Annotated in this window: 23 protein-coding genes and 1 other annotated feature; of the genes, 17 read left to right on the forward strand and 6 right to left on the reverse strand. The window is 34.8% G+C overall.

Annotated elements, in window-relative coordinates; genetic code table 11:
- Window positions 1-242 precede the first annotated feature (242 nt).
- The 5 genes from MKY94_RS05650 to MKY94_RS05670 all read left to right on the forward strand — a co-directional run bounded on the left by MKY94_RS05650 (window position 243) and on the right by MKY94_RS05670 (window position 6,036).
- Window positions 243-1,256, forward strand: a complete 1,014-nt coding sequence (locus MKY94_RS05650; protein ID WP_144537705.1) for an ABC transporter ATP-binding protein — start codon at window positions 243-245, stop codon at window positions 1,254-1,256.
- Window positions 1,253-2,200 carry an ATP-binding cassette domain-containing protein gene (locus MKY94_RS05655; protein ID WP_144537707.1) on the forward strand — a complete coding sequence of 316 codons (948 nt, stop codon included), beginning with the start codon at window positions 1,253-1,255 and terminating at the stop codon, window positions 2,198-2,200. The genes MKY94_RS05650 and MKY94_RS05655 overlap by 4 nt, the downstream gene beginning before the upstream one ends.
- Window position 2,201: 1 nt before the next feature.
- Window positions 2,202-3,164, forward strand: coding sequence for an oligopeptide ABC transporter permease (gene opp4B, locus MKY94_RS05660; RefSeq protein ID WP_144537709.1), 963 nt, complete (start codon window positions 2,202-2,204; stop codon window positions 3,162-3,164).
- 30 nt (window positions 3,165-3,194) lie between these two features.
- On the forward strand, window positions 3,195-4,097 hold the full coding sequence (locus MKY94_RS05665) for an ABC transporter permease (RefSeq protein ID WP_144537710.1): 903 nt from the start codon (window positions 3,195-3,197) through the stop codon (window positions 4,095-4,097).
- Between the two features lie 79 nt (window positions 4,098-4,176).
- Window positions 4,177-6,036, forward strand: a complete 1,860-nt coding sequence (locus MKY94_RS05670) for an oligopeptide ABC transporter substrate-binding protein (protein ID WP_144537712.1) — start codon at window positions 4,177-4,179, stop codon at window positions 6,034-6,036.
- 247 nt (window positions 6,037-6,283) lie between these two features.
- On the opposite strand, the gene trpS is transcribed toward MKY94_RS05670, so the two are convergent.
- The gene (gene trpS, locus MKY94_RS05675; RefSeq protein ID WP_144537714.1) at window positions 6,284-7,270 is read right to left on the reverse strand and encodes a tryptophan--tRNA ligase; all 987 of its coding nucleotides are present in this window, start codon (window positions 7,268-7,270) and stop codon (window positions 6,284-6,286) included.
- 45 nt (window positions 7,271-7,315) lie between these two features.
- Window positions 7,316-7,528 (reverse strand) — a binding site (T-box leader).
- 52 nt (window positions 7,529-7,580) lie between these two features.
- Window positions 7,581-7,925 carry a DUF3899 domain-containing protein gene (locus MKY94_RS05680; RefSeq protein ID WP_144537716.1) on the reverse strand — a complete coding sequence of 115 codons (345 nt, stop codon included), beginning with the start codon at window positions 7,923-7,925 and terminating at the stop codon, window positions 7,581-7,583.
- A gap of 233 nt (window positions 7,926-8,158) precedes the next feature.
- Here MKY94_RS05680 and MKY94_RS05685 point away from each other — a divergent pair, with 233 nt between their 5' ends.
- The 10 genes from MKY94_RS05685 (at window position 8,159) to pepF (ending at window position 20,656) form a co-directional block, all read left to right on the forward strand.
- Window positions 8,159-9,871: a peptide ABC transporter substrate-binding protein gene (locus tag MKY94_RS05685; protein WP_342578212.1), complete on the forward strand. Its 1,713-nt coding sequence runs from the start codon at window positions 8,159-8,161 to the stop codon at window positions 9,869-9,871.
- A gap of 190 nt (window positions 9,872-10,061) precedes the next feature.
- Window positions 10,062-10,994: an oligopeptide ABC transporter permease gene (opp3b, locus tag MKY94_RS05690; RefSeq protein ID WP_144537720.1), complete on the forward strand. Its 933-nt coding sequence runs from the start codon at window positions 10,062-10,064 to the stop codon at window positions 10,992-10,994.
- Window positions 10,994-12,013, forward strand: a complete 1,020-nt coding sequence (gene opp3C / locus MKY94_RS05695; protein WP_151110791.1) for an oligopeptide ABC transporter permease — start codon at window positions 10,994-10,996, stop codon at window positions 12,011-12,013. The genes opp3b and opp3C overlap by 1 nt, the downstream gene beginning before the upstream one ends.
- 15 nt (window positions 12,014-12,028) lie before the next feature.
- Window positions 12,029-13,084: an ABC transporter ATP-binding protein gene (locus tag MKY94_RS05700; protein ID WP_144537724.1), complete on the forward strand. Its 1,056-nt coding sequence runs from the start codon at window positions 12,029-12,031 to the stop codon at window positions 13,082-13,084.
- The gene (locus MKY94_RS05705; RefSeq protein WP_144537726.1) at window positions 13,084-14,025 is read left to right on the forward strand and encodes an ATP-binding cassette domain-containing protein; all 942 of its coding nucleotides are present in this window, start codon (window positions 13,084-13,086) and stop codon (window positions 14,023-14,025) included. Before MKY94_RS05700 ends, MKY94_RS05705 begins: the two co-directional genes overlap by 1 nt.
- 365 nt (window positions 14,026-14,390) lie before the next feature.
- A complete protein-coding gene (locus MKY94_RS05710; protein WP_144537727.1) occupies window positions 14,391-15,605 on the forward strand; it encodes a putative glycoside hydrolase in 1,215 nt (404 codons plus the stop codon).
- A 573-nt stretch (window positions 15,606-16,178) separates the two neighbouring features.
- Window positions 16,179-16,574: a transcriptional regulator SpxA gene (spxA, locus tag MKY94_RS05715; RefSeq protein WP_186318146.1), complete on the forward strand. Its 396-nt coding sequence runs from the start codon at window positions 16,179-16,181 to the stop codon at window positions 16,572-16,574.
- 222 nt (window positions 16,575-16,796) lie between these two features.
- On the forward strand, window positions 16,797-17,459 hold the full coding sequence (gene mecA / locus MKY94_RS05720) for an adaptor protein MecA (protein ID WP_144537730.1): 663 nt from the start codon (window positions 16,797-16,799) through the stop codon (window positions 17,457-17,459).
- 167 nt (window positions 17,460-17,626) lie between these two features.
- On the forward strand, window positions 17,627-18,793 hold the full coding sequence (locus tag MKY94_RS05725; RefSeq protein ID WP_195761935.1) for a competence protein CoiA family protein: 1,167 nt from the start codon (window positions 17,627-17,629) through the stop codon (window positions 18,791-18,793).
- Window positions 18,794-18,841: 48 nt separating this feature from the next.
- A complete protein-coding gene (gene pepF / locus MKY94_RS05730) occupies window positions 18,842-20,656 on the forward strand; it encodes an oligoendopeptidase F (RefSeq protein WP_342578214.1) in 1,815 nt (604 codons plus the stop codon).
- 628 nt (window positions 20,657-21,284) lie between these two features.
- Here the strand turns inward: pepF and MKY94_RS05735 are convergent.
- From MKY94_RS05735 to MKY94_RS05750, 4 genes are all read right to left on the reverse strand, one after another.
- Window positions 21,285-22,106, reverse strand: coding sequence for a ClpXP adapter SpxH family protein (locus tag MKY94_RS05735; RefSeq protein ID WP_186318115.1), 822 nt, complete (start codon window positions 22,104-22,106; stop codon window positions 21,285-21,287).
- Window positions 22,103-22,501 carry a globin gene (locus tag MKY94_RS05740; protein WP_151110781.1) on the reverse strand — a complete coding sequence of 133 codons (399 nt, stop codon included), beginning with the start codon at window positions 22,499-22,501 and terminating at the stop codon, window positions 22,103-22,105. Before MKY94_RS05740 ends, MKY94_RS05735 begins: the two co-directional genes overlap by 4 nt.
- A 125-nt stretch (window positions 22,502-22,626) precedes the next feature.
- A complete protein-coding gene (locus MKY94_RS05745; protein ID WP_154312334.1) occupies window positions 22,627-23,232 on the reverse strand; it encodes a lytic transglycosylase domain-containing protein in 606 nt (201 codons plus the stop codon).
- Between the two features lie 33 nt (window positions 23,233-23,265).
- Complete coding sequence (locus MKY94_RS05750) at window positions 23,266-23,841, reverse strand: CYTH domain-containing protein (RefSeq protein ID WP_342578215.1); 576 nt, start codon at window positions 23,839-23,841, stop codon at window positions 23,266-23,268.
- 97 nt (window positions 23,842-23,938) lie between these two features.
- Here MKY94_RS05750 and MKY94_RS05755 point away from each other — a divergent pair, with 97 nt between their 5' ends.
- The gene (locus tag MKY94_RS05755; protein WP_144537740.1) at window positions 23,939-24,325 is read left to right on the forward strand and encodes a hypothetical protein; all 387 of its coding nucleotides are present in this window, start codon (window positions 23,939-23,941) and stop codon (window positions 24,323-24,325) included.
- 24 nt (window positions 24,326-24,349) lie between these two features.
- A complete protein-coding gene (locus MKY94_RS05760) occupies window positions 24,350-25,009 on the forward strand; it encodes a GTP pyrophosphokinase family protein (RefSeq protein WP_144537742.1) in 660 nt (219 codons plus the stop codon).
- Window position 25,010 lies beyond the last annotated feature (1 nt).

Raw genomic sequence — 25,010 nt, forward strand, 5'->3', positions numbered from 1 at the left:
AAAATAAAAATACATATTTTCCAAAAATTATATATATTAAATCCTTATCACTTCTAAATTTTTAATAAAATCTATTTGTTTTTAATATACTAGATTAAATAATTATATAAAAAATATTATTGCACTCGTAATCATACTGTAATAGACTTTACAAATAAAGAATCAAATAAACAGAAAAGTTCAAAAAGTCAATTAAATGAAATGAGAAATAAAATAGTATTGATTGTGAAAGGAGAATTACTTTGAACAATTCAAAACAGCTATTAACCATTAACGATTTACATACAGGATTTAGAATCAAAGATACATATTATGATGCCGTTGATGGAGTTTCAATTTCTTTAAAGAAAAATGAAATCCTTGCGATAGTGGGGGAATCAGGTTGTGGTAAATCTACTTTAGCTACATCCATTGTTGGGCTACATGATCACAACAAAACTAGAGTAGAAGGAGAAATTATATATAACGGTGTCAACTTAGCCAAACTGAATGATGAAAAGTTTAATGCTGTACGAGGGGAAGAAATAGGGATGATCTTTCAAGATCCTTTATCAGCACTCAATCCTTTAATGAGGGTTGGCGAACAAATTGAAGAGAGTCTAGTCTACCACACGAAGCTAAGTAAAGCGCAAAGAAGTGCAAGAGTAATAGAATTACTAAATCAGGTGGGAATAACTAATCCTCAAAGAACAGTAAAACAATTTCCACACCAGCTTTCTGGAGGGATGAGACAAAGGGTAATCATAGCAATAGCAATTGCATGTAAACCTAAGGTAATCATAGCCGATGAGCCAACAACCGCTTTAGATGTAACAATTCAAGCGCAAATTCTCGATTTACTTATGGATCTTCAAAGGGAGACAGGGGCAGGAATAATTCTTATTACTCATGACTTAGGAGTTGTTGCAGAAGTTGCTGATAGAGTGGCCGTTATGTATGCGGGGCAAATAATCGAGGAAGCACCAGTAGCGGAACTATTTTCAAATCCCTTACATCCTTATACTCGTTCATTATTTAATTCAATTCCACAAATAAATAGTGAGACTGAAAAACTGGAAGTGATTAAAGGCATGGTACCTACTCTCATGAACCTTCCTAGAGAAGGATGTAGATTTTCAGGACGCATACCTTGGATCTCAGAAAATGCTCATGAAAAGCAACCAGCCCTTCATGAGGTTTCCCCAGGACACTTGGTAAGATGTACTTGTTGGCAACACTTCCATTTTGAAGGTGAAGAGGGAGGCTATGCTCAATGAGCTTTATGCAAATTAATGACCTTCATGTACATTATCCAATACGAGGAGGATTTTTCAACACAATTATAGATCGAGTACATGCTGTCGATGGGATAAATATGGAGATTGAAAAAGGAAAAACATATGGCCTTGTAGGAGAATCAGGGTGTGGAAAATCCACTACTGGTAAGTCGATAATAGGTCTTGAGAAAATAACTTCAGGAAGTATTATTTATGAGGGGAAAGATGTAACAAATAAACAACGAAATAAATCTTCTTCTTACAACCGTGATATTCAAATGATATTTCAAGATGTTCACTCTAGTTTGAATCCTCGAAAAAGAGTAAGGGATATTATTGCGGAACCAATTCGTAATTTCTTAAATCTAACTCCAGAAGAAGAGAATAGAAGGATCAATGAATTGCTGGCAATTGTAGGAATGAGTGAAGATGCAAAGCTTAAATATCCTCATGAATTCTCAGGAGGACAAAAGCAAAGAATAGGGATTGCTCGAGCAATCGCATGTGATCCAAAGCTAATTATTTGTGATGAGCCTGTTTCAGCTCTTGACCTATCCGTGCAGGCCCAAGTCTTAAATTTTTTAAAGGAAATTCAGCAAGAATATGGCTTAAGTTACCTTTTTATATCGCATGACCTTGGGGTTGTTAAACATATGTGTGACCATATTTCCATCATGTATAAAGGAAGATTTGTTGAATCAGGTACACGAAATGATATTTATACTAATCCACAGCATATATATACTAAACGCTTGTTGTCATCAATTCCTGATATCAATCCTATAGGAAGAGAAGATCGAAAAGTGCAAAGGATGCAGGTGGAATCTGATTATATGACCAACCATAAAATCTATTATGACGAAACTGGAAAAGTGTTTGATTTGATGAAGCTGTCTGATTCCCATTATGTAGCAATGAATGCTAATACGAAGGGAGGCAGTTAATATGTGGAAAACGATTGTTCGCCGAGTATTGATAATGATTCCACAACTAATTGCTTTAAGTTTATTAATTTTCATTATGGCGAAATTTATGCCAGGGGATCCTTTCACTGGAATGATTAGTCCTGAAACTGACCCTAACAGATTAGACGAGTTGAGAGAACTAGCAGGTTTAAATGACCCCTGGTATGAGCAATATGCCCGATGGATGGTTAATGCAGTCCAAGGAGATTTTGGCAAAAGTTATACTTACAAGGTTCAAGTTTCAGCTCTAATAGGTGAGAGAGCAATGAATACCTTTTGGTTATCTTTATTGAGCGTAGTGCTACTTTACCTTTTGGCAATACCGCTAGGAGTTTTAGCAGGACGTTTTCAAGACACTTTCTTAGATAAAACGATTGTCTTATATAGTTTTATTACTTATGCAATTCCTACATTTGTATTGTCTCTATTATTTTTGTTCTTTTTTGGTTATAAATTACATTGGTTTCCAACCATAGGAAGCGTGGATATTAAATATGATGCTGGAACATTTGGGTATCTATGGAGCAAAATCTATCATATGATGCTCCCTGCTCTCACTTATGCCATATTGGCAACTACTACTGTTATTCAGTTTTTACGTTCGGAAATTATTGATTCTAAATCGATGGATTATGTTAGAACCGCAAGAAGTAAAGGAATACCAATAAGAAAAGTGTACTCTAGGCATATTTTTAGAAACTCTTTATTACCAATTGCTGCATTTTTAGGATTCACGATTACGGGACTACTAGGAGGCTCTATCTTTATAGAGACTATTTTTGGATATCCAGGAATGGGACAGTTGTTTATTTCATCTATACTATCTCGTGATTATAGTGTAATTACTGCACTTGTTATGTTATATGGCTTCTTAACATTATTAGGTAGTCTACTGTCCGATATTATCATGAGTATTGTTGACCCAAGAATTAGGATAGAGTAGGAGATTACATGTTAAGGAGAGGTGAATAATATGGGAAAACAATTGAACGTAAAAAAAGAGGCAACCTTGAATGCTCCACCTACCGGATTTCAAGTTATATTAAGGGAATTTAAAAAAGATAAACTTGCAATGTTTTCTCTTATATCATTAGTCATCATTATAGTTGGTGTATTCATATGGGCATATACGATTGATAAGGAAGCTATTATGAGAGTAAGTTTAAGAGATAAATATGCACCACCAGGTGATAAGTTCTTTTTAGGGGCAGATCAAGGTGGGAAAGATATTTTGGGACAACTGATCATAGGAGCAAAAAACTCCATAGGAATTGCAATAGCTATTACATTGATAACGGGATTTGTAGGGATAGTAGTCGGCTTGGTTTGTGGATACTTTGGAGGATGGATAGATAATATCTTTATGAGAATTATAGATTTCTTTATCACTATACCATCTTTAATGTTAATAATTGTGTTTGTAACAATTGTACCAAAATATACAATGACAACGTTTGTAATAATAATGAGTATTTTCATGTGGACCTCCACAGCAAGACTCGTGAGGAGCAAGGCACTAACAGAAAGTAGAAGGGATTATGTAAATGCTTCGAAGACAATGGGTACGCCTGGAATTATCATAATATTCAAAGAAATTATGCCTAATATCAGTTCTATATTAATAGTTGAGTTGACTCTTAACTTTGCAGGTAACGTAGGAATCGAGACTGGGCTGAGTTATCTTGGGTTTGGTTTACCTCCAGCAACTCCTAGTTTGGGTACACTGGTTGCTTACGCAAATAACCCGCTCGTTTTACAGGAGAAATGGTGGGTATGGCTTCCAGCATCACTTTTCATCTTATTAATGATGTTAGGAATAAACTACGTTGGGCAAGCATTACGACGTTCGGCAGATGCAAGACAACGTCTGGGATAACACCATCAGATAACTAATAATTGGTATTAGACGTAACATGTTTAATATAGAAAAAAGAGACTAAAAAGGAGGAATATGAATGACTAAGAAGCTTTGGACATTATTAGTAGTATTGATAGCTTTTATGTTGGTCCTTGGAGCGTGTAATAATAAGGAAGAAACAACTCCAGCTCCAGCTGAAACTTCCGATTCTGGGAAAAAAGATGATGGAGAGAAGGATGAGAAAGAGGAAGCGGAGAAAGAGACAGCCACTGAAGAAAATGATTCTCCATTCCCAATCTCTATGGAAACAGAAGGAAACGCAATTTCTGGAGGTACCTTAAAAGTTGCGTTAGTTAAGGATAGCCCATTCCAAGGGGTATTCGCTTATTCGCTTTATGAAGATGCCTATGATGCAGAAATTTTACAATATGCATCTAATTCTATCTTTGAAATAGATGGAGACTTCTTGATTAGTGATAAAGGAATTGCTAGCCTAGAAGTAGATCAAGAAAACAAAAAAGCAACTATTAAAATCCGTGAGGGTATAAAATGGTCTGACGGAGAACCTCTTAAAGTGGAAGATTTAATTCAACCATATTTAATTATTGGTCATCCAGATTATACTGGTGTACGTTATGATGCAGATTTTCAAAATATAGTTGGCGCAATTGAGTATCATGATGGTAAAGCAGATACTATTTCCGGGTTAAAGAAAATTGATGAAACAACTTTAGAAATTTCACTAATTCAAGTCTCACCGGCAATATTTAGTGGAGGAGATGGACTGTGGACTTATGCAGAGCCAAGCCATATTGTTAAAGATTTACCAGTGGCTACTCTAATTGAATCTGATCCAGTTCGAAAAAATCCAGTCACACTTGGTGCGTTCGTGATAGAAAAAATTGTCCCTGGTGAATCAGTACAATTAGTAGCAAATGAAAATCACTGGAGAGGTAAACCAAAATTAGACGGCGTATTAGTAAAAGTAGTACCACCAACTTCTATTTCAGTTGCTATGCAATCTGGAGAGTATGATATCGCTTCAAATTTCAGTGCAGCAAAAATTGAAGAAATTAAAAACTTTGATAATCTTGAAATTTTAGGACGACAAGAATTGTATTACCAATACCTAGCGTTTAAAGTAGGTAAATGGGATTCTACAAAAGGGGAAGTAGTAACAGACATCGAAAACGCTAAAATGGGAGATCAAAAATTACGTCAAGCAATGGGATATGCTTTAGATGTAGAACAAGTTGCTGAAGTATATTATAATAACCTCCGTGAACGTGCGAACTCTATGTTACCCCCAGTATTTAAATCATTCTATGATAAATCTTTACAAGGTTACACTTATGATCCAGATAAAGCGAATGCATTATTAGATGAAGCTGGTTATAAAGATGTTAACAATGATGGTCTTCGCGAAGATCCAGAAGGTAAACCATTTGAAATTAAGTATGCTACAGCTGCTGGTGATGATATAGCGGAAGATATCACTCAATTCTTCTTGCAAAATTGGAAAGATGTTGGCTTAAATGTTAAGTTAACTACTGGACGCACAATTGAATTTAATGCATTCTATGACATGGTAGAAGCAGATGATCCTGAAATTGACATGTATACGGCAGCATTTGGAACAGGATCTGACCCATCACCATCGGGCTTATATTCAAAGAAAGCAAAGTTTAACTATAGTCGTTACACATCTGACTTCTTAGAGGATACATTAGCTAACATAAACTCACCAAAAGCTTTTGACTCAGCATATCGCGCTGAGCAATTTAGAGCATTCCAAGAGCATATGGAAGAAATGGCAGTTGTAATTCCACTAACTTACAGATTTGAGATCATTCCAGTTAACAAACGACTTAAAAACTATAATATTGATTACTCAGAAGGCACTTACTTACATGAACTTGAACTAACTGCTGAAGAGCCAATTAAATCTGCTAAATAATATTGATAAAAAAACCGCTCCTAGACGAAAGTTTAGGAGCGGTTTTTCATATGTTTTAAGAAGGATGTGATACTAATGAGACTACTAATATTCTTAATAAGCTATGGAATAGCAATTATCAGCTGCTCCCACCTAGTGTTATATTTAAACTTTCTATCTTTAGGCTATTCTTGGAGTTCTGTTTTACTATATATGCTTAACTCTAAGGACTTTATCATCTTTTGTATATCAATATTGGGATTAACGATTAGCGTCTTCTACCGAGACCCATTGCGGCTTCCATCTTAGCAAGTGTATCATTTGCCAATTGGTTAGCCTTTTCTGCTCCGCGATCTAGAATGGAATCTAATTCTGATGAATTTAGTAATTCCTCATATCTTTGTTGAATAGGAGCAAAATGATTAATAATTGCTTCAGCAACAGATGCTTTAAAATCTCCGTAGCCTTTTCCTTCGTAGTTTGCAACGAGCGTAGGAATCGGTGTACCTGTTAAAGCTGATTCTATTGTTAATAAATTTGAAACTCCTGGTTTGTTTTCAGGGTCAAAGGCTACGATACCTTCTGAATCGGTGACAGAGCTTTTAATTTTCTTTTCTATTTGCTTTGGTGTATCTAAAATACGAATGGTTGCTTTTTGGTTGGGATCCGACTTGCTCATTTTCTTCATTGGATCTTGAAGTGATTTGATACGAGCGCCGTATTTAGGTAGCTGAATTTCGGGTATAGTTAAAACATTCCCATATCTTTTATTAAATCGTTCAGCCAAATCCCGAGTTAGTTCAATATGCTGCTTCTGGTCATCCCCAACAGGCACAATATTTGTTTGGTAAAGAAGAATGTCAGCCGCCATTAGCGGTGGGTAAGTTAATAGCCCAGCAGTAACTCCGTCTTTGCCATCCGATTTATCTTTAAATTGAGTCATTCTTTCTAATTCCCCAATATGAGAAATACATTGCATCATCCATCCTGCTTTTGCGTGAGCGGGAACTTCTGATTGTACAAACAGAATAGATTTTTCTGGATCAATTCCTACAGCTAGATATAAGGCGGCTAGGGAACGAATATGTTTTTGTAGCTCCTGTGGATCCTGTGCAACTGTAATCGCATGCTGGTCCACGATACAAAAAATACATTCATTCTCATTTTGTAAATCTATAAACTGTCTAAATGCACCAATATAATTCCCTAATGTAATTGTACCGGTTGGTTGTACGCCTGAAAAAAGTGTTTTCATTCAATTTTCCTCCTTAGAATATAAAAAAACATCATGCATCCCTATAAAAGGGACGAATGATGTAATATCCGTGGTACCACCCAGCTTGCTAAAAAAATAGCCACTCTTCTTCATAACGTGAAGGAAACGGTATAAGCTACTTAAGTTTCACTCATACTGCTCAGAAGCCCATTCCATTTAAGGTATGATCTGCTCGCAGCAACCGCAGACTCTCTAAACATACGATATAAATGTACTTTTCTTCCTCAAAGCTCTTATATATAGTTTTGATTATTATATATAGAAGAAACTCAAAAATCAAGGGATAAAATTATCCATAATAGAAAAATAATGCAATACAAGTACAAGCTAAAATAGATAACCCTAACGCGAGAATTGGCTTAGGGGAGAAGGAGAAAACTTCGGAAGGAAGTCGCATATTTTCTATTTCATCTCTTAAGTGCTTTCGCGTAAAAAATTTTCTGGAGCTAGATACATATAAATCAAAAAATCCGCCTGAAACAACATATGTTACTAATCCTAAAAATGTTATACCTCCTCCTATATAGAAGGAAATATTAGCGTATGTTTCCAAATCGATATGTTTATATATTAAAAGTATTAGCAAAAAGATTATAATCTGTGCACTTAAAAAATATATTATCTTCTTTTTCATATTTCACCTCTATCAAAAATATTATAGAAGATTTGTTTAAAATAATCAAAACTAATAAAAAACAAAGAAAATAATTAACAAAATAGTTACTAAATTTTCACAATCGTTAGGACAATGTAATGATTTTGTTACAAGACTGTAAAAATATTTATAAAAAGCTATGTACAACTCTCTTATAAAATGTATAATAATAAATGTAATGAATTTTTCTGAATATTAGGGAGGTTATTTTTTTGAAGAATAGCAAATTAGTATGGCTATTAAGCCTACTGTTAGTTGTAGGGCTATTCCTAGCTGCATGTGGCGGCGAAAAGGAAGCAGAACCAGCTGACAAACCAGACTCAACAGACAAACCAGAAACAGAAGCTCCAGAAGAAGCAAAAATTGATGAAGAGCAAGTACTAAACTTAATCGCGGGTGCTGAAATTCCAACTCTTGACTCTGCTTTAGTAACTGACTCAGTAGGTTTCGATCTACTAGGCAACATAAATGAAGGTCTTTATCGTTTGAACCAAGAAAACGTAGCTATACCTGCTATTGCTGAAGGTGAGCCAACTATTTCTGAAGATGGATTAGTTTATACGTTCAAATTACGTGATGCTAATTGGTCTGATGGTTCTCCAGTAACTGCAAATGACTTTGAATTTGCTTGGAAACGCGCTATGAACCCAGATACTGCATCTGAATACGGTCCATACATGATGGAAGGCGTTATCAAAAATGCAACTCAAATTGTTGCAGGTGAAGTTGAGTATACTGAATTAGGTGTTAAAGCTCTTGATGAGAAAACATTAGAAGTTACTCTTGAAAAACCAGTTCCTTACTTCTTGTCATTAATGTCATTTGGAACATTCTTACCACAAAAAGAAGAATTCGTTACAACTCAAGGTGCAAATTACTCTAAAAACTCTGAAGCACTTTTATACAACGGTCCATTCGCATTACAAGATTGGGATGGAACAGGGTTAAACTGGAAACTAGTTAAAAACGAACAATATTGGGATAAAGACACTGTTAAACTTACTGAAATTAACTACGATGTAGTAAAAGAGACAGCTACTGCTGTTAACCTTTACAGTAATGGTGAAAAAGACCGTGCTGGTCTATCTGGTGAATACGCAATGCAATATGCTAATGATCCAGAACTAGTGACTGAAATGGATGCATCTGTATTCTACTTCAAGTACAATCAACAACGTAATGGAGAGCCAACTCCACTTGCTAACGTAAATATTCGTGAAGCAGTTTCAAAAGCAATCAATAAGCAAGATTTAGTTGATGTAGTTTTAGCTAATGGTTCTGTTCCAGCTCACTACTTAGTACCAAAAGGATTTACTTTTGATGCTGATGCTAATGACTTCCGCGATGTAAATGGAGATATGTCTGTTTTTAACGTAGAAGAAGCGAAAGCAGCTTGGGATAAAGGATTAAAAGAATTAGGCGTTACTGAGCTTACTCTAGAAATTCTTGGTGGAGACACTGATATTTCTAAAAAAATGGATGAGTATTTCAAAAACCAATTAGAAACAAACCTACCAGGTTTAACTGTTACTCTTAAAGAAGTACCATTTGCTGTGCGCTTAGATCTTGACACAAATCAAGACTATGACATTCAAGTTGCAGGTTGGGGACCAGATTACCAAGATCCTTACACTTTCATGAATTTATGGTTAACTGACGGTGGTAACAACCAAATGTCTTATTCAAACCCTAAATATGATGAGCTAGTAAATTCTGCTAACACTGAATTAGCACTAGACGCAGAAGCTCGTTGGCAAGCACTTGCTGATGCTGAAAAACTTCTAATTGATGAAGATTTCGGTATTGGACCGATTTACCAACGTGGTACTATGCAACTTCTAAAACCATATGTTAAAGGTGTTGTATCTCACCAAATTGGTGGAGACTATAGCTACAAATGGGCATATATCGAAGGTAAAAACTAATTAGTATAAAGCTGTAAAAATCTCATAAAATGAGAGTATATGTATTCCTTTAGGAACATATACTCTCTTTTTAAATGAGTCGAAATATACGAAATATTTTTACTATAAAATATAATTTTGACAAATTACTATTTTTTTTGTTTAATATATAGATTAGTAAAATTATTTATAAAATTTAGGAGGTGCAAAGATGGCAAAATATATTCTGCGTCGTGTTTTTTATATGTTTATCACGCTTTTCCTGATTGCTACAGCTACATTTTTCTTGATGAAGACGCTACCAGGATCCCCTATAAGCTCTGCTTCAAAACTATCCCCAGCTCAACTTGAAATAGTGGAAGCGAAATATGGATTGAATGATCCCATTCCCGTCCAGTATGCAAATTACATGCTTAACTTAGTTCAAGGTGATTTAGGTAACTCGTTTCAGTTTAAAAATGCTGAAGTTACTGATTTAATTCTTAGCCGAATCGGACCGTCTTTCCAAATTGGTGCTCAAGGTCTGATTGCAGGTGTTTTAGTAGGAATTATTCTTGGAATGATTGCTGCTTTAAAACAAAATACAATTTGGGATTATAGCAGTACAATCGTTGCTATTATCGGTATTTCTATACCATCTTTTGTATTTGCAACATTATTACAATATTGGTTAGGTGTGAAATGGCAAATACTTCCTGTGGCTTTATGGAAAGATGGATGGGCTTCAAGTATTATGCCGTCGATTGCATTAGCTATGGGACCGTTAGCTACCGCTGCACGTTTTATTCGAACAGAGATGGTCGAAGTATTGAGCTCTGATTATATTACACTAGCAAAATCTAAAGGAGCAAATGGTACTGAAATTGCATTTAAACATGCTTTGCGTAATGCTTTAATACCATTAGTAACAGTACTTGGTCCAATGGCGGCTGGATTGCTAACCGGGTCATTAGTAATTGAACAAATATTTGCAATCCCAGGAATCGGTGAACAATTCGTTAAATCTATTAATACAAATGATTATTCTATTATTATGGGTACTACTATTTTCTTCTCTGTATTCTTAATTGTTGTAATATTCATTATAGATTTGCTTTATGGAATTATTGATCCGCGTATTCGTTTGTCAGGAGGTAAGAACTAATGAGTCAAGACTTAAAAAAGTTACCTGCTGAATCATTTAACAGAGTTCAAGTAGATAGTAGCCAAGCAGAAAAAATTTCTAAGCCAAGTGTTAGCTTTTGGAAAGATGCCTGGTACCGTATAAGAAAAAATAAAGCTGCTATCGTTAGTGTTTTTATACTATTGATTATTCTTGTTATGTCACTTATTGGTCCACATATTGGCCCGCATGATGCAGAGACACAAACAATTACCCATGCTAACTTACCACCAAAAGTTCCTGGAATTGAAAAACTGGGTATTATGGATGGGTACGGCAACTTGGCAGGTAAAGAAGTAGATTTATATGAATTAAAGAAAGTAGACACATATTATTGGTTCGGAACTGACGGTTTGGGCCGTGACATGTTTGCGCGAGTATGGGAAGGAACCCAGGTATCTCTTTTCATTGCCTTTATGGCTGCGTTAATTGACATGGTAATTGGGGTAGCCTATGGAGGAATTTCTGGTTACTACGGTGGTCGTGTAGACGACGTCATGCAGCGTATAGTAGAAATTCTTATCGGTATTCCAAATTTAGTAATCGTTATTCTCATGATTATGTTTATGGATCCTGGTATCACAGCGATTATTATTGCCATTACGATAACCGGATGGATTGGTATGTCTCGTGTAGTTCGAGCACAGGTTTTGAAATATAAGAACCAAGAGTTCGTTTTGGCTGCCCGTACGCTAGGTGCTTCAAATAATAGAATCATAACAAAACATATTCTTCCGAATGTTTTGAGTATTGTTGTTATAAATACGATGTTTACAATACCTAGTGCAATTTTCTTCGAAGCTTTCTTAAGCTTTATCGGGTTGGGATTACAGCCACCTGCTGCATCTTTAGGTACGTTGATTAATGATGGTGTTAAATTACTTAAATTCCAACCACATATTTTAGTATACCCAGCTGTAATCATAAGCTTACTAATGCTGTCCTTTAACTTGCTAGGTGATGGTTTAAGGGATGCACTAGATCCGAAGATGAAAGACTAAAGGAGGAAAGCAAGGATGGAAAAAATATTAGAAGTTAAAGATCTAGAGCTTTCCTTCCATACTTTTGCAGGAGAGGTTAAAGCCATTCGTGGTGTTAATTTCGATCTTTTAAAAGGTGAAACACTTGCAATTGTAGGGGAGTCTGGTTCTGGTAAGTCAGTTACAACTAAGGCGATTATGCGTTTACTACCTGAGTCTAGCTCAGAATTTAAAAATGGACAAATTCTTTTCAATGGAAAAGATTTAACAAAGCTTACTGATAAAGAAATGCAAAAGATTCGTGGGAAAGACATCTCCATGATTTTTCAGGATCCTATGACATCCTTGAATCCAACGATGACAATAGGTAAGCAAATTATGGAGCCAATTTTAAAGCATCGTAAAGTAAGTAAGGCAGAGGCGAGAAAAATAGCAGTAGATTTATTGCGACTAGTTGGTATGCCAAAACCTGAGGCACGTATTAAACAATACCCTCACCAATTTTCTGGCGGACAGCGCCAACGTATTGTTATAGCTATTGCTCTTGCTTGTAATCCACAAATATTAATTGCAGATGAACCAACAACAGCATTAGATGTAACTATTCAAGCGCAAATATTAGAGTTAATGAAAGATTTACAGAAGAAGATTGATACATCAATCATCTTTATTACACATGATTTAGGTGTAGTAGCTAATGTTGCAGATCGAGTAGCGGTAATGTATGGTGGGAAAATTGTAGAAACAGGAACTGTAGATGAGATTTTCTATAATCCTCAGCATCCATATACATGGGGCTTGTTGAGTTCAATGCCTTCTTTAGACACTGCAGAAGAAAAATTATATGCAATTCCAGGAACACCTCCTGATTTGTTAAATCCGCCTAAAGGGGATGCTTTTGCCCTTCGTAGTGACTATGCACTGAAAATAGATTTAGAGGAATCTCCTCCATTCTTTAAAGTTAGTGATACACATTATGCTGCTACTTGGTTATTGCATCCAGATGCACCAAAAGTAGAACCACCTGCATCAATAGTTGAACGTATGAAAAAGTTCCCTGGAAGTCGTTACTACGAAGGGAGTGTAAACTAATGGCTGAAAAATTACTTGAAATAAAAAATTTAAAACAATATTTTAATGAAGGTAAAGAAAATGAAGTTCGTGCCGTAGATGACATTAGCTTTGACATCTATAAAGGTGAAACGTTAGGTTTAGTAGGAGAATCAGGCTGTGGTAAATCCACAACTGGACGAACTATTATTCGACTATATGACGCTACTGAAGGAAAAGTAATTTATGATGGTGTTAATGTACATGACAAAAAATCTAAAAAAGATTTGAAAATCTTTAATCGTAAAATGCAAATGATTTTCCAAGATCCTTACGCATCATTAAATCCACGTATGAAAGTGTTGGATATAATTGCGGAAGGTTTAGATATTCATGGACTAGTTAAAAATCAAACAGAACGCAAGGCACGGGTTATTCAGTTATTGGAAACAGTTGGACTTAATAAAGAACATGCTGAACGTTATCCACATGAATTCTCTGGAGGTCAACGTCAACGTCTTGGTATTGCTAGAGCTTTAGCAGTTGAACCTGAGTTCATCATAGCGGATGAACCAATCTCAGCTCTTGATGTATCTATCCAAGCTCAAGTAGTTAACTTATTGAAGGAACTGCAAGAAGAAAAAGGATTAACTTACCTTTTCATTGCGCATGACCTTTCAATGGTTAAATATATTTCGGATCGAATTGGAGTTATGTATTTCGGTAAGCTAGTGGAGCTTGCTCCTGCTGAAGAATTGTACTTAAACCCATTACATCCTTATACGCAATCTCTATTGTCTGCTATACCTCTTCCGGATCCTAATTACGAGCGTACACGTGTGCGTAAATCTTATGATCCGTCAGTTCATAATTATGCAGATGGAGAAGAAATTGCAATGCGAGAAGTTACTCCAGGTCACTTTGTATTTTGTTCAGAGAAAGAATTCCAAGAACTAAAAGCTATTTCTCAATCACGTGCTTAATAAAACTTTTAATAATAGTAGGCTGAATCGAAGAAATTCGAATTAGCCTACTTTTTTTTTATTGGTTGGTTTATCTTTACAAAGGTAAAACCTTGTCAATAAACCATAGTAATCTAAATCTATGGAAGAATTTAAAAATTATAAAGTTCTAAACTTCGCAAAAAAAGTTTAGTTAAATGCTATTATGGATAAATAAATATATACCCTAAAAATGTCTAATTAAACTTTAATACGAAGAGAGACAAATAATAAAGTTAAATTTTTGATTAATTAGGAATTTTATATCCATATTAGACTTATTGACTCTTTTCATCGAAGGGTATAGTTGTTAGAATGTTAGACGTAAAGAAAGGAAGACGGTTATCATGCACAGAATAATAAAAGGAATTTTTGCAACGATGTTAGGTGTGTTTATCGTAGCACCTGTAGTAACTGCAGCAGAGACAAAATCTTTCTCAAATGAATTTACTGCAAAAGAATATGGCTACAAAACAATCGAGGAATCATTAGTAACCTCGTCCAAACTATTTGTCTACGATTCAGGTCTGACTTTTAACTACCCAGATGCAGTAAGAGGTGTTTATGTGACAGGTCACTCTGCGGGCGGGGAGAAATTCAATCAATTAGTTGAGTTAATGGATGCAACAGAGTTAAATGCCATGGTAATTGACATTAAAGATGATTTTGGAAATCTTACTTATAAACCTAAAGAGGATTCTCCTTTGGTTAAATATGAAATAGGTAAACCATACATAAAGGATCTTAGAGGAGTACTTGAAACGATGGAGGAAAAAGAAATCTATCCAATTGCCCGAGTCGTAGTATTTAAAGATACTGAACTAGCTGAAAGAAAACCGGAATTATCGTTTGTAGAGAACGGTTCCGTTTGGAAGAATGGAAGAGGTGAAGCATTTGTCAATCCCTTTATGCAAGAAGTATGGGATTATAATGTAGAAATTGCTATCGAAGCTGCAAAAATGGGCTTTAAAGAAATACAGTTTGACTATGTTCGTTTTCCAGAGGGCTTTGAAAAAAGGGATACAACACTTAAATATGGCATAGGTAAATATGGCGAATCGGATTTGGATTCTACGCAAAAAAGAGTATCAGCGGTAACTGACTTTGTTGCTTATGCAAGAGAAAAACTTAAGCCTTATGGAGTCCAAGTATCTGTGGATATATTTGGGTATTCAGCAACACTTCCTGAAGCACCAGGTATTGGGCAAAATTTTTCTAAAATCTCCGAAAACGTAGATGTGATTTCATCTATGATTTATCCAAGTCACTGGACATCCTATTTCGGCATTGCTAAGCCGGATTTAGAGCCTTACCGTCTTGTTCAAGAGTATGCAAAGGTGGAGAATGCTAAACTAGCAGAATTAGAAAGCCCTCCGGTATCAAGACCATGGCTTCAAGACTTTACAGCTTCATACCTAGGTAAAGGCAATTACCTTGTATACGGAAAAGAAGAGGTTGAAGCACAAATTAAGGCGTTAAATGAAGCAGGGATAAATGAATTCTTATTATGGAATGCAGGCAATAAATATTCTTCTGGTGTAGATTACACTCCGATAAATTAATCCATTAAAAAGTAGGCGATTGCCTACTTTTTTTGATTTAGAAAGTAAGAAGAATCATTTTACTCGGAGTTATCTGTGCTCCTCAAGCAATTTTTTTATTCGAAAGGAGGCAACAGAGAGGTTTTACAAATTGTATCTTTGGGAATAACTAATTATATAATAGAAGTGCAATGATTAGATCAATTCATTTTAAGAATTTTGCCATCAGAGAAATGTAGTTTTTTTGTCATAATGAAACTTTTCTTCATGGAAAACGTACTATATAGTGTAACAGCAATTTTCATTAGTAGCTGACTAAATGAGAATGATATTTTTTATAAAATTATGTTTAGGATCTTATGAAAATGGGTATTAATGTATTAAAAGGCACATTATTATTTTAGAAATATATTAAAATGTACACTTTATGAACGTTCTTTCAAATACTAATGCTTTCAGAAAATATTTCAAATAAATGTATTTTAAATACCTATATATTAGTGTATACTAATAAAAGTATTCAACTTAATTAAATTAATTATAATCTACTTTATATAACACAAGTAACAATCGAGAGGAAGTGTTTTTTGAATGATGGTTACATTATTTACTTCACCAAGCTGTACTTCATGTAGAAAAGCAAAAGCATGGTTAGAAGAGCATGAAATTCCTTACACGGAACGTAATATTTTCTCAGAACCTTTGAGTATTAGTGAAATTAAAGAAATACTTCGCATGACAGAAGACGGTACAGATGAAATTATTTCAACCCGATCTAAAATTTTTCAAAAGTTAAATGTAGATGTGGAGAGCTTGCCACTTCAAAGATTGTACGAGTTAATACAAGAATATCCTGGTTTACTACGTAGACCAATTATATTAGATGAAAAACGTTTACAAGTCGGATATAATGAAGACGAAATTCGTAGATTTTTACCTAGAAAGGTCCGTGCTTATCAGTTATTGGAAGCACAACGACTTGTTAATTAGTGCATAATAAAGCTGGTGGTTTTTCAAAGAAAATTTGAAAAACCACCAGCTTTTCTTTATCAGTTTTACTCGCCGCGTGTTATAATTTTTACATACTGTAAAATGTTGTATCAATTTTTTTAAAAGTGAAGCTGGAATCCTTTTCTTTTTTTCTTAAACAACATACAATAGTATTAGACACTACAGTAATGAGGCGGTAAGAAGCGAAAGGAGATGTGTTAAATGGATATCGAGCGCATCAATGACAACACTTTCAAAGTATACATTTCATACATCGACATTGAAGAAAGAGGCTTCAGCCGAGATGAAATTTGGTTTAATAAAGATAAGAGCGAGCAGCTTTTTTGGGAAATGATGGATGAAGTTCATGATGATGATCATTTTGAAGAGTTAGATGGTCCTTTGTGGATACAAGTTCATGCGATGGAAAAAGGTTTAGAAGTGATTGTCACTCGAACAGAAATGGCAAAAGATGAACAATCAGACGATAGCTTAAGATCAGAAGATTTATCAAATAAGATTTTTAAGAATGCTGTCTCCAATATGGGGCCACATGAGTTTGATGATTTTTCGAACTATATGGATGACCTAGATGAAATACCTTCCGAATATACATTTGTATTTGAAAATTTTGAAGATGTAATTGGCTTGTCTAAAAAACTTGAGGATTTAGATTTTGATACTTCCTTATATCATTATAACGAAAAATATTACTTACATGTAGCGTTTGATATGGATTTGGTTGAGTTAGAAGCTATATTAAATACATTAAGTGTTATTTCAGAATTTGGACAAAGCACTAAAACAACCATTCACATAATTCAAGAATACGGCAAAGAAATAATTGCTAATAATGTAATGGAAGAACTTAATAGACATTTTTAATGCCTTCTTTAAAGAAGGTTTCAGATTGTAGGTGAAGTTATTTTTTAACTTTTTCTACAATCTTTTTTTATGAATGATTCAAAAACAAAATATATGAAAAAGTAGTTAACATATAAAAATTACATTATTGTGATTTTTTTGAATACTCTGTATAGTAGGAGTTGGAGGTGATTTTCATATTAACAGCTTTAACTACGGAAGGTAAGGTTTTTATCCCTTCTCACTATTCGAATGACATTTTAAAGTATAGTAAGCGCTCCGTTCATTTTCAATGTGCTGAATGTCATGAAAAGGTAATATTAAGAATAGGGAATATAAAAGTGCCCCATTTTGCACATTACCGCAACTCGTCGTGTGCCCATTCTTTTTCAGAAGGAGAAAGCCAAGATCATTTGAATGGAAAAATCCAGCTTTATGATTTTCTAGAACGCTTAAAAATTCCTTGTGAACTGGAGCCCTATCTCCAAGATATTAAACAAAGGCCAGATATTTTAGTCCAAGCCCACGAAAAAGTAGCATTAGAATATCAGTGCAGTATAATAACTCCCGAGGTTATTCGAAAACGTAATTTGGGATATCAAAACTCAAATATCCAACCCCTTTGGATCTTAAAAACCCCCGACTTAGCCGATTTTTCTTCGAAATCGATAGGTTCGATGAAAATAGCTCCTTTTCAACTTGAATTTATCCTGTCTACCAAAGCGTATGGTAGAATTCTTATCACCTTTTGTCCTCAAACAAAAAACTTTTCCTACTTATCTAATTTTCTCCATGCTTATTCCAATTATTTTGTCGTTAAAGTAAATAAATTACCCATTAGTCTACAAACATGGCCATTAGCAATGGTAAAAAAAATAACAGAGGAAGAATTCCAGGAATATCTCATTATTTACAATAAAAAACGTCTAAATCGGTTAAACAATTTATATCTTTATAATAGAAAGGGGATTCAATCCGAATTTTTGAAGGTTTGCTATAGATGGAGAATTCATCCTCAGCAGATACCTATGTTCATAGGCATACCATCACTTGAGGCAGAAGCCTTTCTTGAACATAGCTGTGAATGGCAGCTACAATTAATCGACTTCTTACAAGTAAATAAGATTGCTTTAAATTCAGTTTCTGTTCATCATTATAGTTCATTCCTAGCAACTAGCCGTTGGAGAAAGTCAGAACAAATAGAAAAACGAATGAAGGCTATACAAGCATATATAGATGTAATTCAGGAATGCTTAGAACAGACGGATAAAAATATCTCAGATAGTACATTTAATTACCCAAAAATGTATAAGATACTTTATCAGCATTTCCTTGCAAAGGGAGCAGAAAATTGAGAAAATAGAACTGATTCGTTGCACGAAACAATGGAAGGAGAGGTAAAAATGTCAGCAGACGTTAAGAATAAAATATTAACAAGAAATGAAGTTGAAGAAAATCTTACTTGGAGATTAGAGGATATTTTTCCTACAGAGGATGAATGGGAAAAAGATTTTAGCGAGGTAGCAGAATTAGCTAAAAAGGCATCTTCTTATCAAGGGACGATAGAAAATGGACCGGAAGCATTATTAAATGTATTAACATATCGTGATGAGTTAACTATGAGATTGCGTAAGCTCTACACTTATGCCCATATGCGCAGTGACCAAGATACTGCAAATAGCAAATATCAAGCGATGGATAGTCGGATAAAATCTTTATTTGTAAAGGTTTCTACAGAGCTTTCATTTTTGGTGCCTGAAATATTATCTTTAGATGAAACGACTCTAAAAAATTATTTACAAGAAAATAAAGGCTTACAAGTTTATCGCCAAATGCTTGAAGAAATAAACAAGGAACGTCCGCATGTACTTCCAAAAGAACAGGAGGCTTTACTCGCGCAGTTTGCTGAAATTGCTGGAGCCTCTGCAGATACCTTTGGAAAATTAAATAATGCTGATTTAGAATTTCCGTTTATAAAGGATGAAGAGGGTAATGAAGTACAAATAACACATGGTCGTTACTCACGCTTTTTAGAAAGTGAAGATAGAAGAGTACGGGAAGATGCATTTAAAGCTATGTATGAAACTTATGGTAAGTTTCGCAATACTTTTGCATCCACTTTAAGTGGAAATATTAAAGGTGATAATGTTAATGCTCAAATTAGAAATTATGCATCTGCAAGAGAAGCGGCACTATCGACAAATCACATTCCTGAATCTGTATATGATAATTTAGTTGGAACAATAAATAAAAACGTTCATTTACTTCATAGGTATGTTAGTCTACGTAAAAAAGTTTTAGGCTTAGAGGAGTTACATATGTGGGATTTATATACGCCACTTGTTAAAGAGCTTAAAATGGAGTATACGTATGAAGAGGCCTGTAAGACGATGCTAGAGAGCTTTGAGCCATTAGGTGAGGAATACGTATCAATAGTAAAAAACGGCCTTGAGAATCGCTGGGTGGACGTTGTAGAAACGAAAGGTAAGCGGTCAGGAGCATATTCATCGGGTACCTATGGAACAAATCCATATATTCTAATGAACTGGCAAGATAATGTGAATAACTTATTTACACTTGCTCATGAGTTTGGACATAGTATTCATAGCTATTATACAAGAGAAAATCAACCATATGTATATGGAGATTATTCTATTTTTGTTGCAGAGGTTGCTTCTACTTGTAACGAAGCATTGTTGAATGACCACTTACTCAAAACAATAGAAGATCCTAAAAAGCGCATTTACTTATTAAATCATTGGCTAGAAGGATTTAGAGGAACAGTATTCAGACAAACAATGTTTGCAGAGTTTGAGCATATTATTCATCAATTAGACCAAGACGGAGAAGCTTTAACAGCAGATAAGTTAACAGAGGTCTACTATGAATTGAATAAAAAGTATTTTGGTGATGATATAGTAATTGATGAGCAAATTGGATTAGAATGGGCGAGAATTCCACACTTCTATTACAACTATTATGTATATCAATATGCTACTGGTCTAAGTGCTGCAACCGCTCTGAGCAATCAGATTTTATCTGAGGGCAAACCAGCAGTTGAACGCTATATCAATGAATTCTTAAAGGCCGGATGCTCGGATTATCCAATTGAAGTATTGAAAAAAGCAGGAGTAGATATGAATACAGCTGCTCCAATAGAAGAGGCTTGCCGTGTATTTGAAGAGAAGTTAAATGAGTTAGAGAAACTATTATCGTAATTGTTTATGACGTCCAATCCATTAAAGGATTGGACGTTTTTTAATTCATACAAACTTAAGGAAACTTAGATGTATTCTTTAATATTGACGAATTTGTGAAAGTGGAGCTTAATCGGTTGTTTTTATCACTGGAGCATGCTAAAGTAAGAGTGTGAAATAAATCACAAGATAACATACACCCCTTTGTTTGAACGTGAACATTTCTCCCATCCCCTTTGTAAAAAGCCCTTTCCTAACTGAGGAAAGGGCTTTTTCTTTTTTTTGATAAAAAAGAAAAAAAGTTCTTTTAAGCAGCTTCAATAAGTAGTTTGTAAATCATACTCGTACATTTATATGTTTTGATAAAAGAAACAAGCCGCGACTCCAGTGGGTTGACTAAGGCAAACAAGCGTGAATGCGGCTATGATGGCTTAACAATCACCTCAGGGCTTCAAATTAGCATCTAATTTAACTATGCTTACTCCAACCTAGTTATTTGTAGCAACAGATGGCTACTCCTCAGCAGAAAGCGTCCGTAAAACGGAAATGCCCCTCTATTTTTCAATGATTCATATATAAAATCCAATGTAATAAAAATAACTGTAAACAATTCATAATAGAATTGTTTACAGTTAGCTTCAGTATATATTTATCTATTTTTTAAACGCCATAATACTAGATTTGGGAGCAAAACTCTTTCGACTTCTTGTCGTAAGAGAAGCTTTTTGAGCTCAAATTCAGCTTGTTGCTCTGTTAAACCATAATAATCGGCGATTTCCTTAGTGGTTAATGAATGAAAACGATTAAATAATTTATCTAGTCCGGGTGGATCTTGTCTTCTTGGAAGATCATCTAACATTTCTTGTAAAATTTGTACATATATATCATAAGAATAAGTGCCAGATATTTTAATGCCTTCATCTTCAATATGTTCATTGAAAAAGACAATCGTAGGAAATGTGTCTACTTCCATTTCACATGTGATGGATAAATCACTTTGGAAGGAACGTAGGCATTCTTTCGACTGAAAGTCACGTGAAAATTCCTCTACATCAATTTTGGCTTCACTAGCTAGCTCCTGTAATACAGAAAAGGAAGTAACATTCTTTGTTTGAAGAAATAAATATTCCTGTATTTTGTTGAAAAAACGAAGTGCTGCTTTTCTACCTTGAAATTCTGCCGCTTTTACTGCAATTGAAGGTAAGACAGAATGCTGGCTATATGGATAGTTTATATTATCGTCTACTGATGTTTCACTTGTGGCGTTGCAAACAGTATTCAAGTTGTTAAGTCGAGTGCTAAGGACTGTACGAATTGTAAAGTACTGACCGTACTCTACTTGCAATTTCCGAATAATCGGTTGCAAATCCCAACAAGCAGAACAAAGTGGATCTAAAAACATATACATTTCAAGTGGCTTGTTTGTAATAGGAGTTGCGATCGGCTCAACCGGAATTTGTATTCTTGTCACATCTTTTCCTCCTCATGACTCATTTGATTGACCATGTGGTTGGCAGTAAGCACAAGTCTTCTATATAAATCATGTCGCACCTTTCCTTCCAGTCCGACTTCGTCCATGGCTTCTGACATGCAGCTTAGCCATGCTTCTGCACGTTCAGGTGTAATCGAGAAAGGGTTATGACGCATCTTTAACATTGGATGGCCATGTTCTTCTGTATATAAGTTAGGTCCCCCAAGATATTGGGTTAAAAATTGTTTTTGTTTACGCGCGGTTTCCGTTAAATCATCTGGAAAAATTGGCTTTAGCTTTGGATGTTTTGCTACTTTGCTATAAAACGTATCAACAAGGAGTGATAATTTTTCTGCACCTATCTCGTCGTATGGTAAAATCGGGCTCTGTGTCATAGTTGTTTACTCCTTTGCTTTAGCGCTAAATACATTTTAGCAATCTAATACGAATATCTCAAACAATTAGACTGTGATAAAAATAAATATAGAAAAAACGACCATTTTTAAAGGTCGTTTATACGTTATGCCAAGAAGTTGTTTAGAACTTTTTTCACATAATTCTCTGTTTCTTTATAAGGAGGAATACCATTATACTTTTTTACTGAACCGGGTCCTGCGTTATAGGCAGCCAAAGCATTTTCTATATTACCATCAAATTGTTCAAGCATTTGCTTCAAATACTTTGTCCCACCCATAATATTTTGTTCCGGGTCAAGAATGTTCTGTACTCCTAAATACTTAGCTGTTCCTGGCATTAGCTGCATCAATCCGGAAGCTCCCGCAGAGCTAACTGCATTTGGATTATAATTGGACTCTTGTTTAATGACAGAAGAAATTAGCTTTGCTGGCACATTATATGCTTCTGAAGCTCTATTTATAAGTTCATCTATTGATGAGGAACCTATAGAAGTAGAGGCTTGTCTTATATTTAAGGAATTATTTATACCATTTTCGGGTATATAAACTGGTAAGTCGCCACTATAAAATAGTGAATCTATATTATCAGATGAACTGCTATTAGTATTACCTTGCAGAACCTGGCCAAGCATTTCTGAAAACAGGGCGGATGTGCTATTGTTTTGGGTGCTTTGGACACTTCCCAGTATTTGCATTGCATTTATATCCATCAATGTTTTTAAAGACTTAATATCTATAAGTCATCAACCTTTCAAAGAATTCATAGCCTTTACAAGGCGTGCAATCTTTTTATCGGTCGAACGAAGGGGAATTTGATGCCTATCCAGTAATTTAAAAAAGAATTTTTGCCCTTCTTCGACATCTTTACATTCAAATTCTATCTCATAATCTTCTACGTTACTATATAAGGAGTGATCCAAGAAAAGTGTTCCTTCTTCTAACTTCAATTGGGCGCGATTAGTTTGTATGCTACCAAAGCAAGTAAGATGTTTAGTAGAAATAATCTCCTCTATAAACGGAATGGAAGGAAAAATAGCTTTCTGTATAATTATATCTCTTTCATCATCAGTAACCAAAACTGTTTGCTCATTCATAATATGCTCTTCAATTGGAGTCTTCAGTGTAAGCTCATTGCGATCATCAAGAACTCTTAAACGAAACCCCATGCGATTATTTTTAAAGAATTGGTCTGCTGTATCGTAATAATAATTAGCCTGAGTTTTAAATTCATTTGGTTTAATGTTAAAGAAATCACTTATTCTCGTGAATTCTTCTTTAGTTAATAAGTTTTTAAATTCAATCTCTTGCTCCGATTGCATAGTCTCACACCTTTCTTATTATTTCATTATAGACGGTTTGCAAGGAGTTTCAATATGTTAAAATAGTTACAGAATAGACAGAAGGGAACGATGTGTTTTGCCTATTACATTTCAAGTACAAAGCGGAGTACAACTGGAAAATGATATTCGCTTTACTTTAGAAGATGTACCTCAAGGATTGACTATAAAAGCAGGTGGTCAGATGATTACAGATTCTGATTCATTAGCCTTCGTATATTTATTGGAGGGAGAGACTGAATATCACTATCTGAAATTCGGTCAGGATGTTTGGCCATTGCTTGTCAGCACACTTAAGGCGGTGCAAGATCCCGTATTACAAATTGGGGATAAAAGAATCGTCTTAGAAAAATTTAAAGAAGAATTAGAAATGCTTATATTTAATATTGAAGGAAATGATAACTATGGAGCAGATTTTGCTCAGTCAGTTGAGAATGCTTTTAATGAAATTTTAAAAGCGGAATAAGTGTTCAAGTGGAGGTTTATTAGTATGGGCCAATGGGAACGTTTTTTAGAACCATATAAACAGGCAGTTGCAGAGTTAAAAGTTAAATTAAAAGGAATGCGTACTCAATTTGATATTGAGAATACAAATTCCCCGATTGAATTTGTAACTGGTAGAGTGAAACCACTCGCAAGTATATACGATAAGTCATTAGAAAAGGGAATTGTGTTTGAACCTTCTGTAACGCTTGCAAAAGAAATACCGGATATTGCGGGACTGCGAATGATGTGTCAATTTGTCGATGATATAGAAACGGTGGTTCAGTTACTTCGAAGTAGAAAAGACATCACTATTGTTGAAGAGAGAGATTATATAAGTCATAAAAAACAAAGTGGTTATCGATCCTTTCATGTGATCATTGAATACCCTGTTCAAACCATTCATGGAGAGGTAAATATATTAGCGGAAATTCAAATCCGCACTTTAGCAATGAATTTTTGGGCCTCCATTGAGCATTCGTTAAATTATAAATATAAAGGTGTATTTCCAGAAGAGATAAAAAATCGTTTGCAATATGCAGCTGAGGCTGCTTTTCGTTTAGATGAAGAGATGTCTCTTATCAGAGGGGAAATACAGGAAGCCCAAAAGTATTTTAGTGAAAACAAGGAGCTATCCACTCCTCGCATCAAAGAAGAAAAAATATAAA

It is taken from the genome of Psychrobacillus sp. FSL K6-2843 (assembly GCF_038626375.1).
In the GTDB taxonomy this organism is placed as follows: Bacteria; Bacillota; Bacilli; order Bacillales_A; family Planococcaceae; genus Psychrobacillus; species Psychrobacillus faecigallinarum.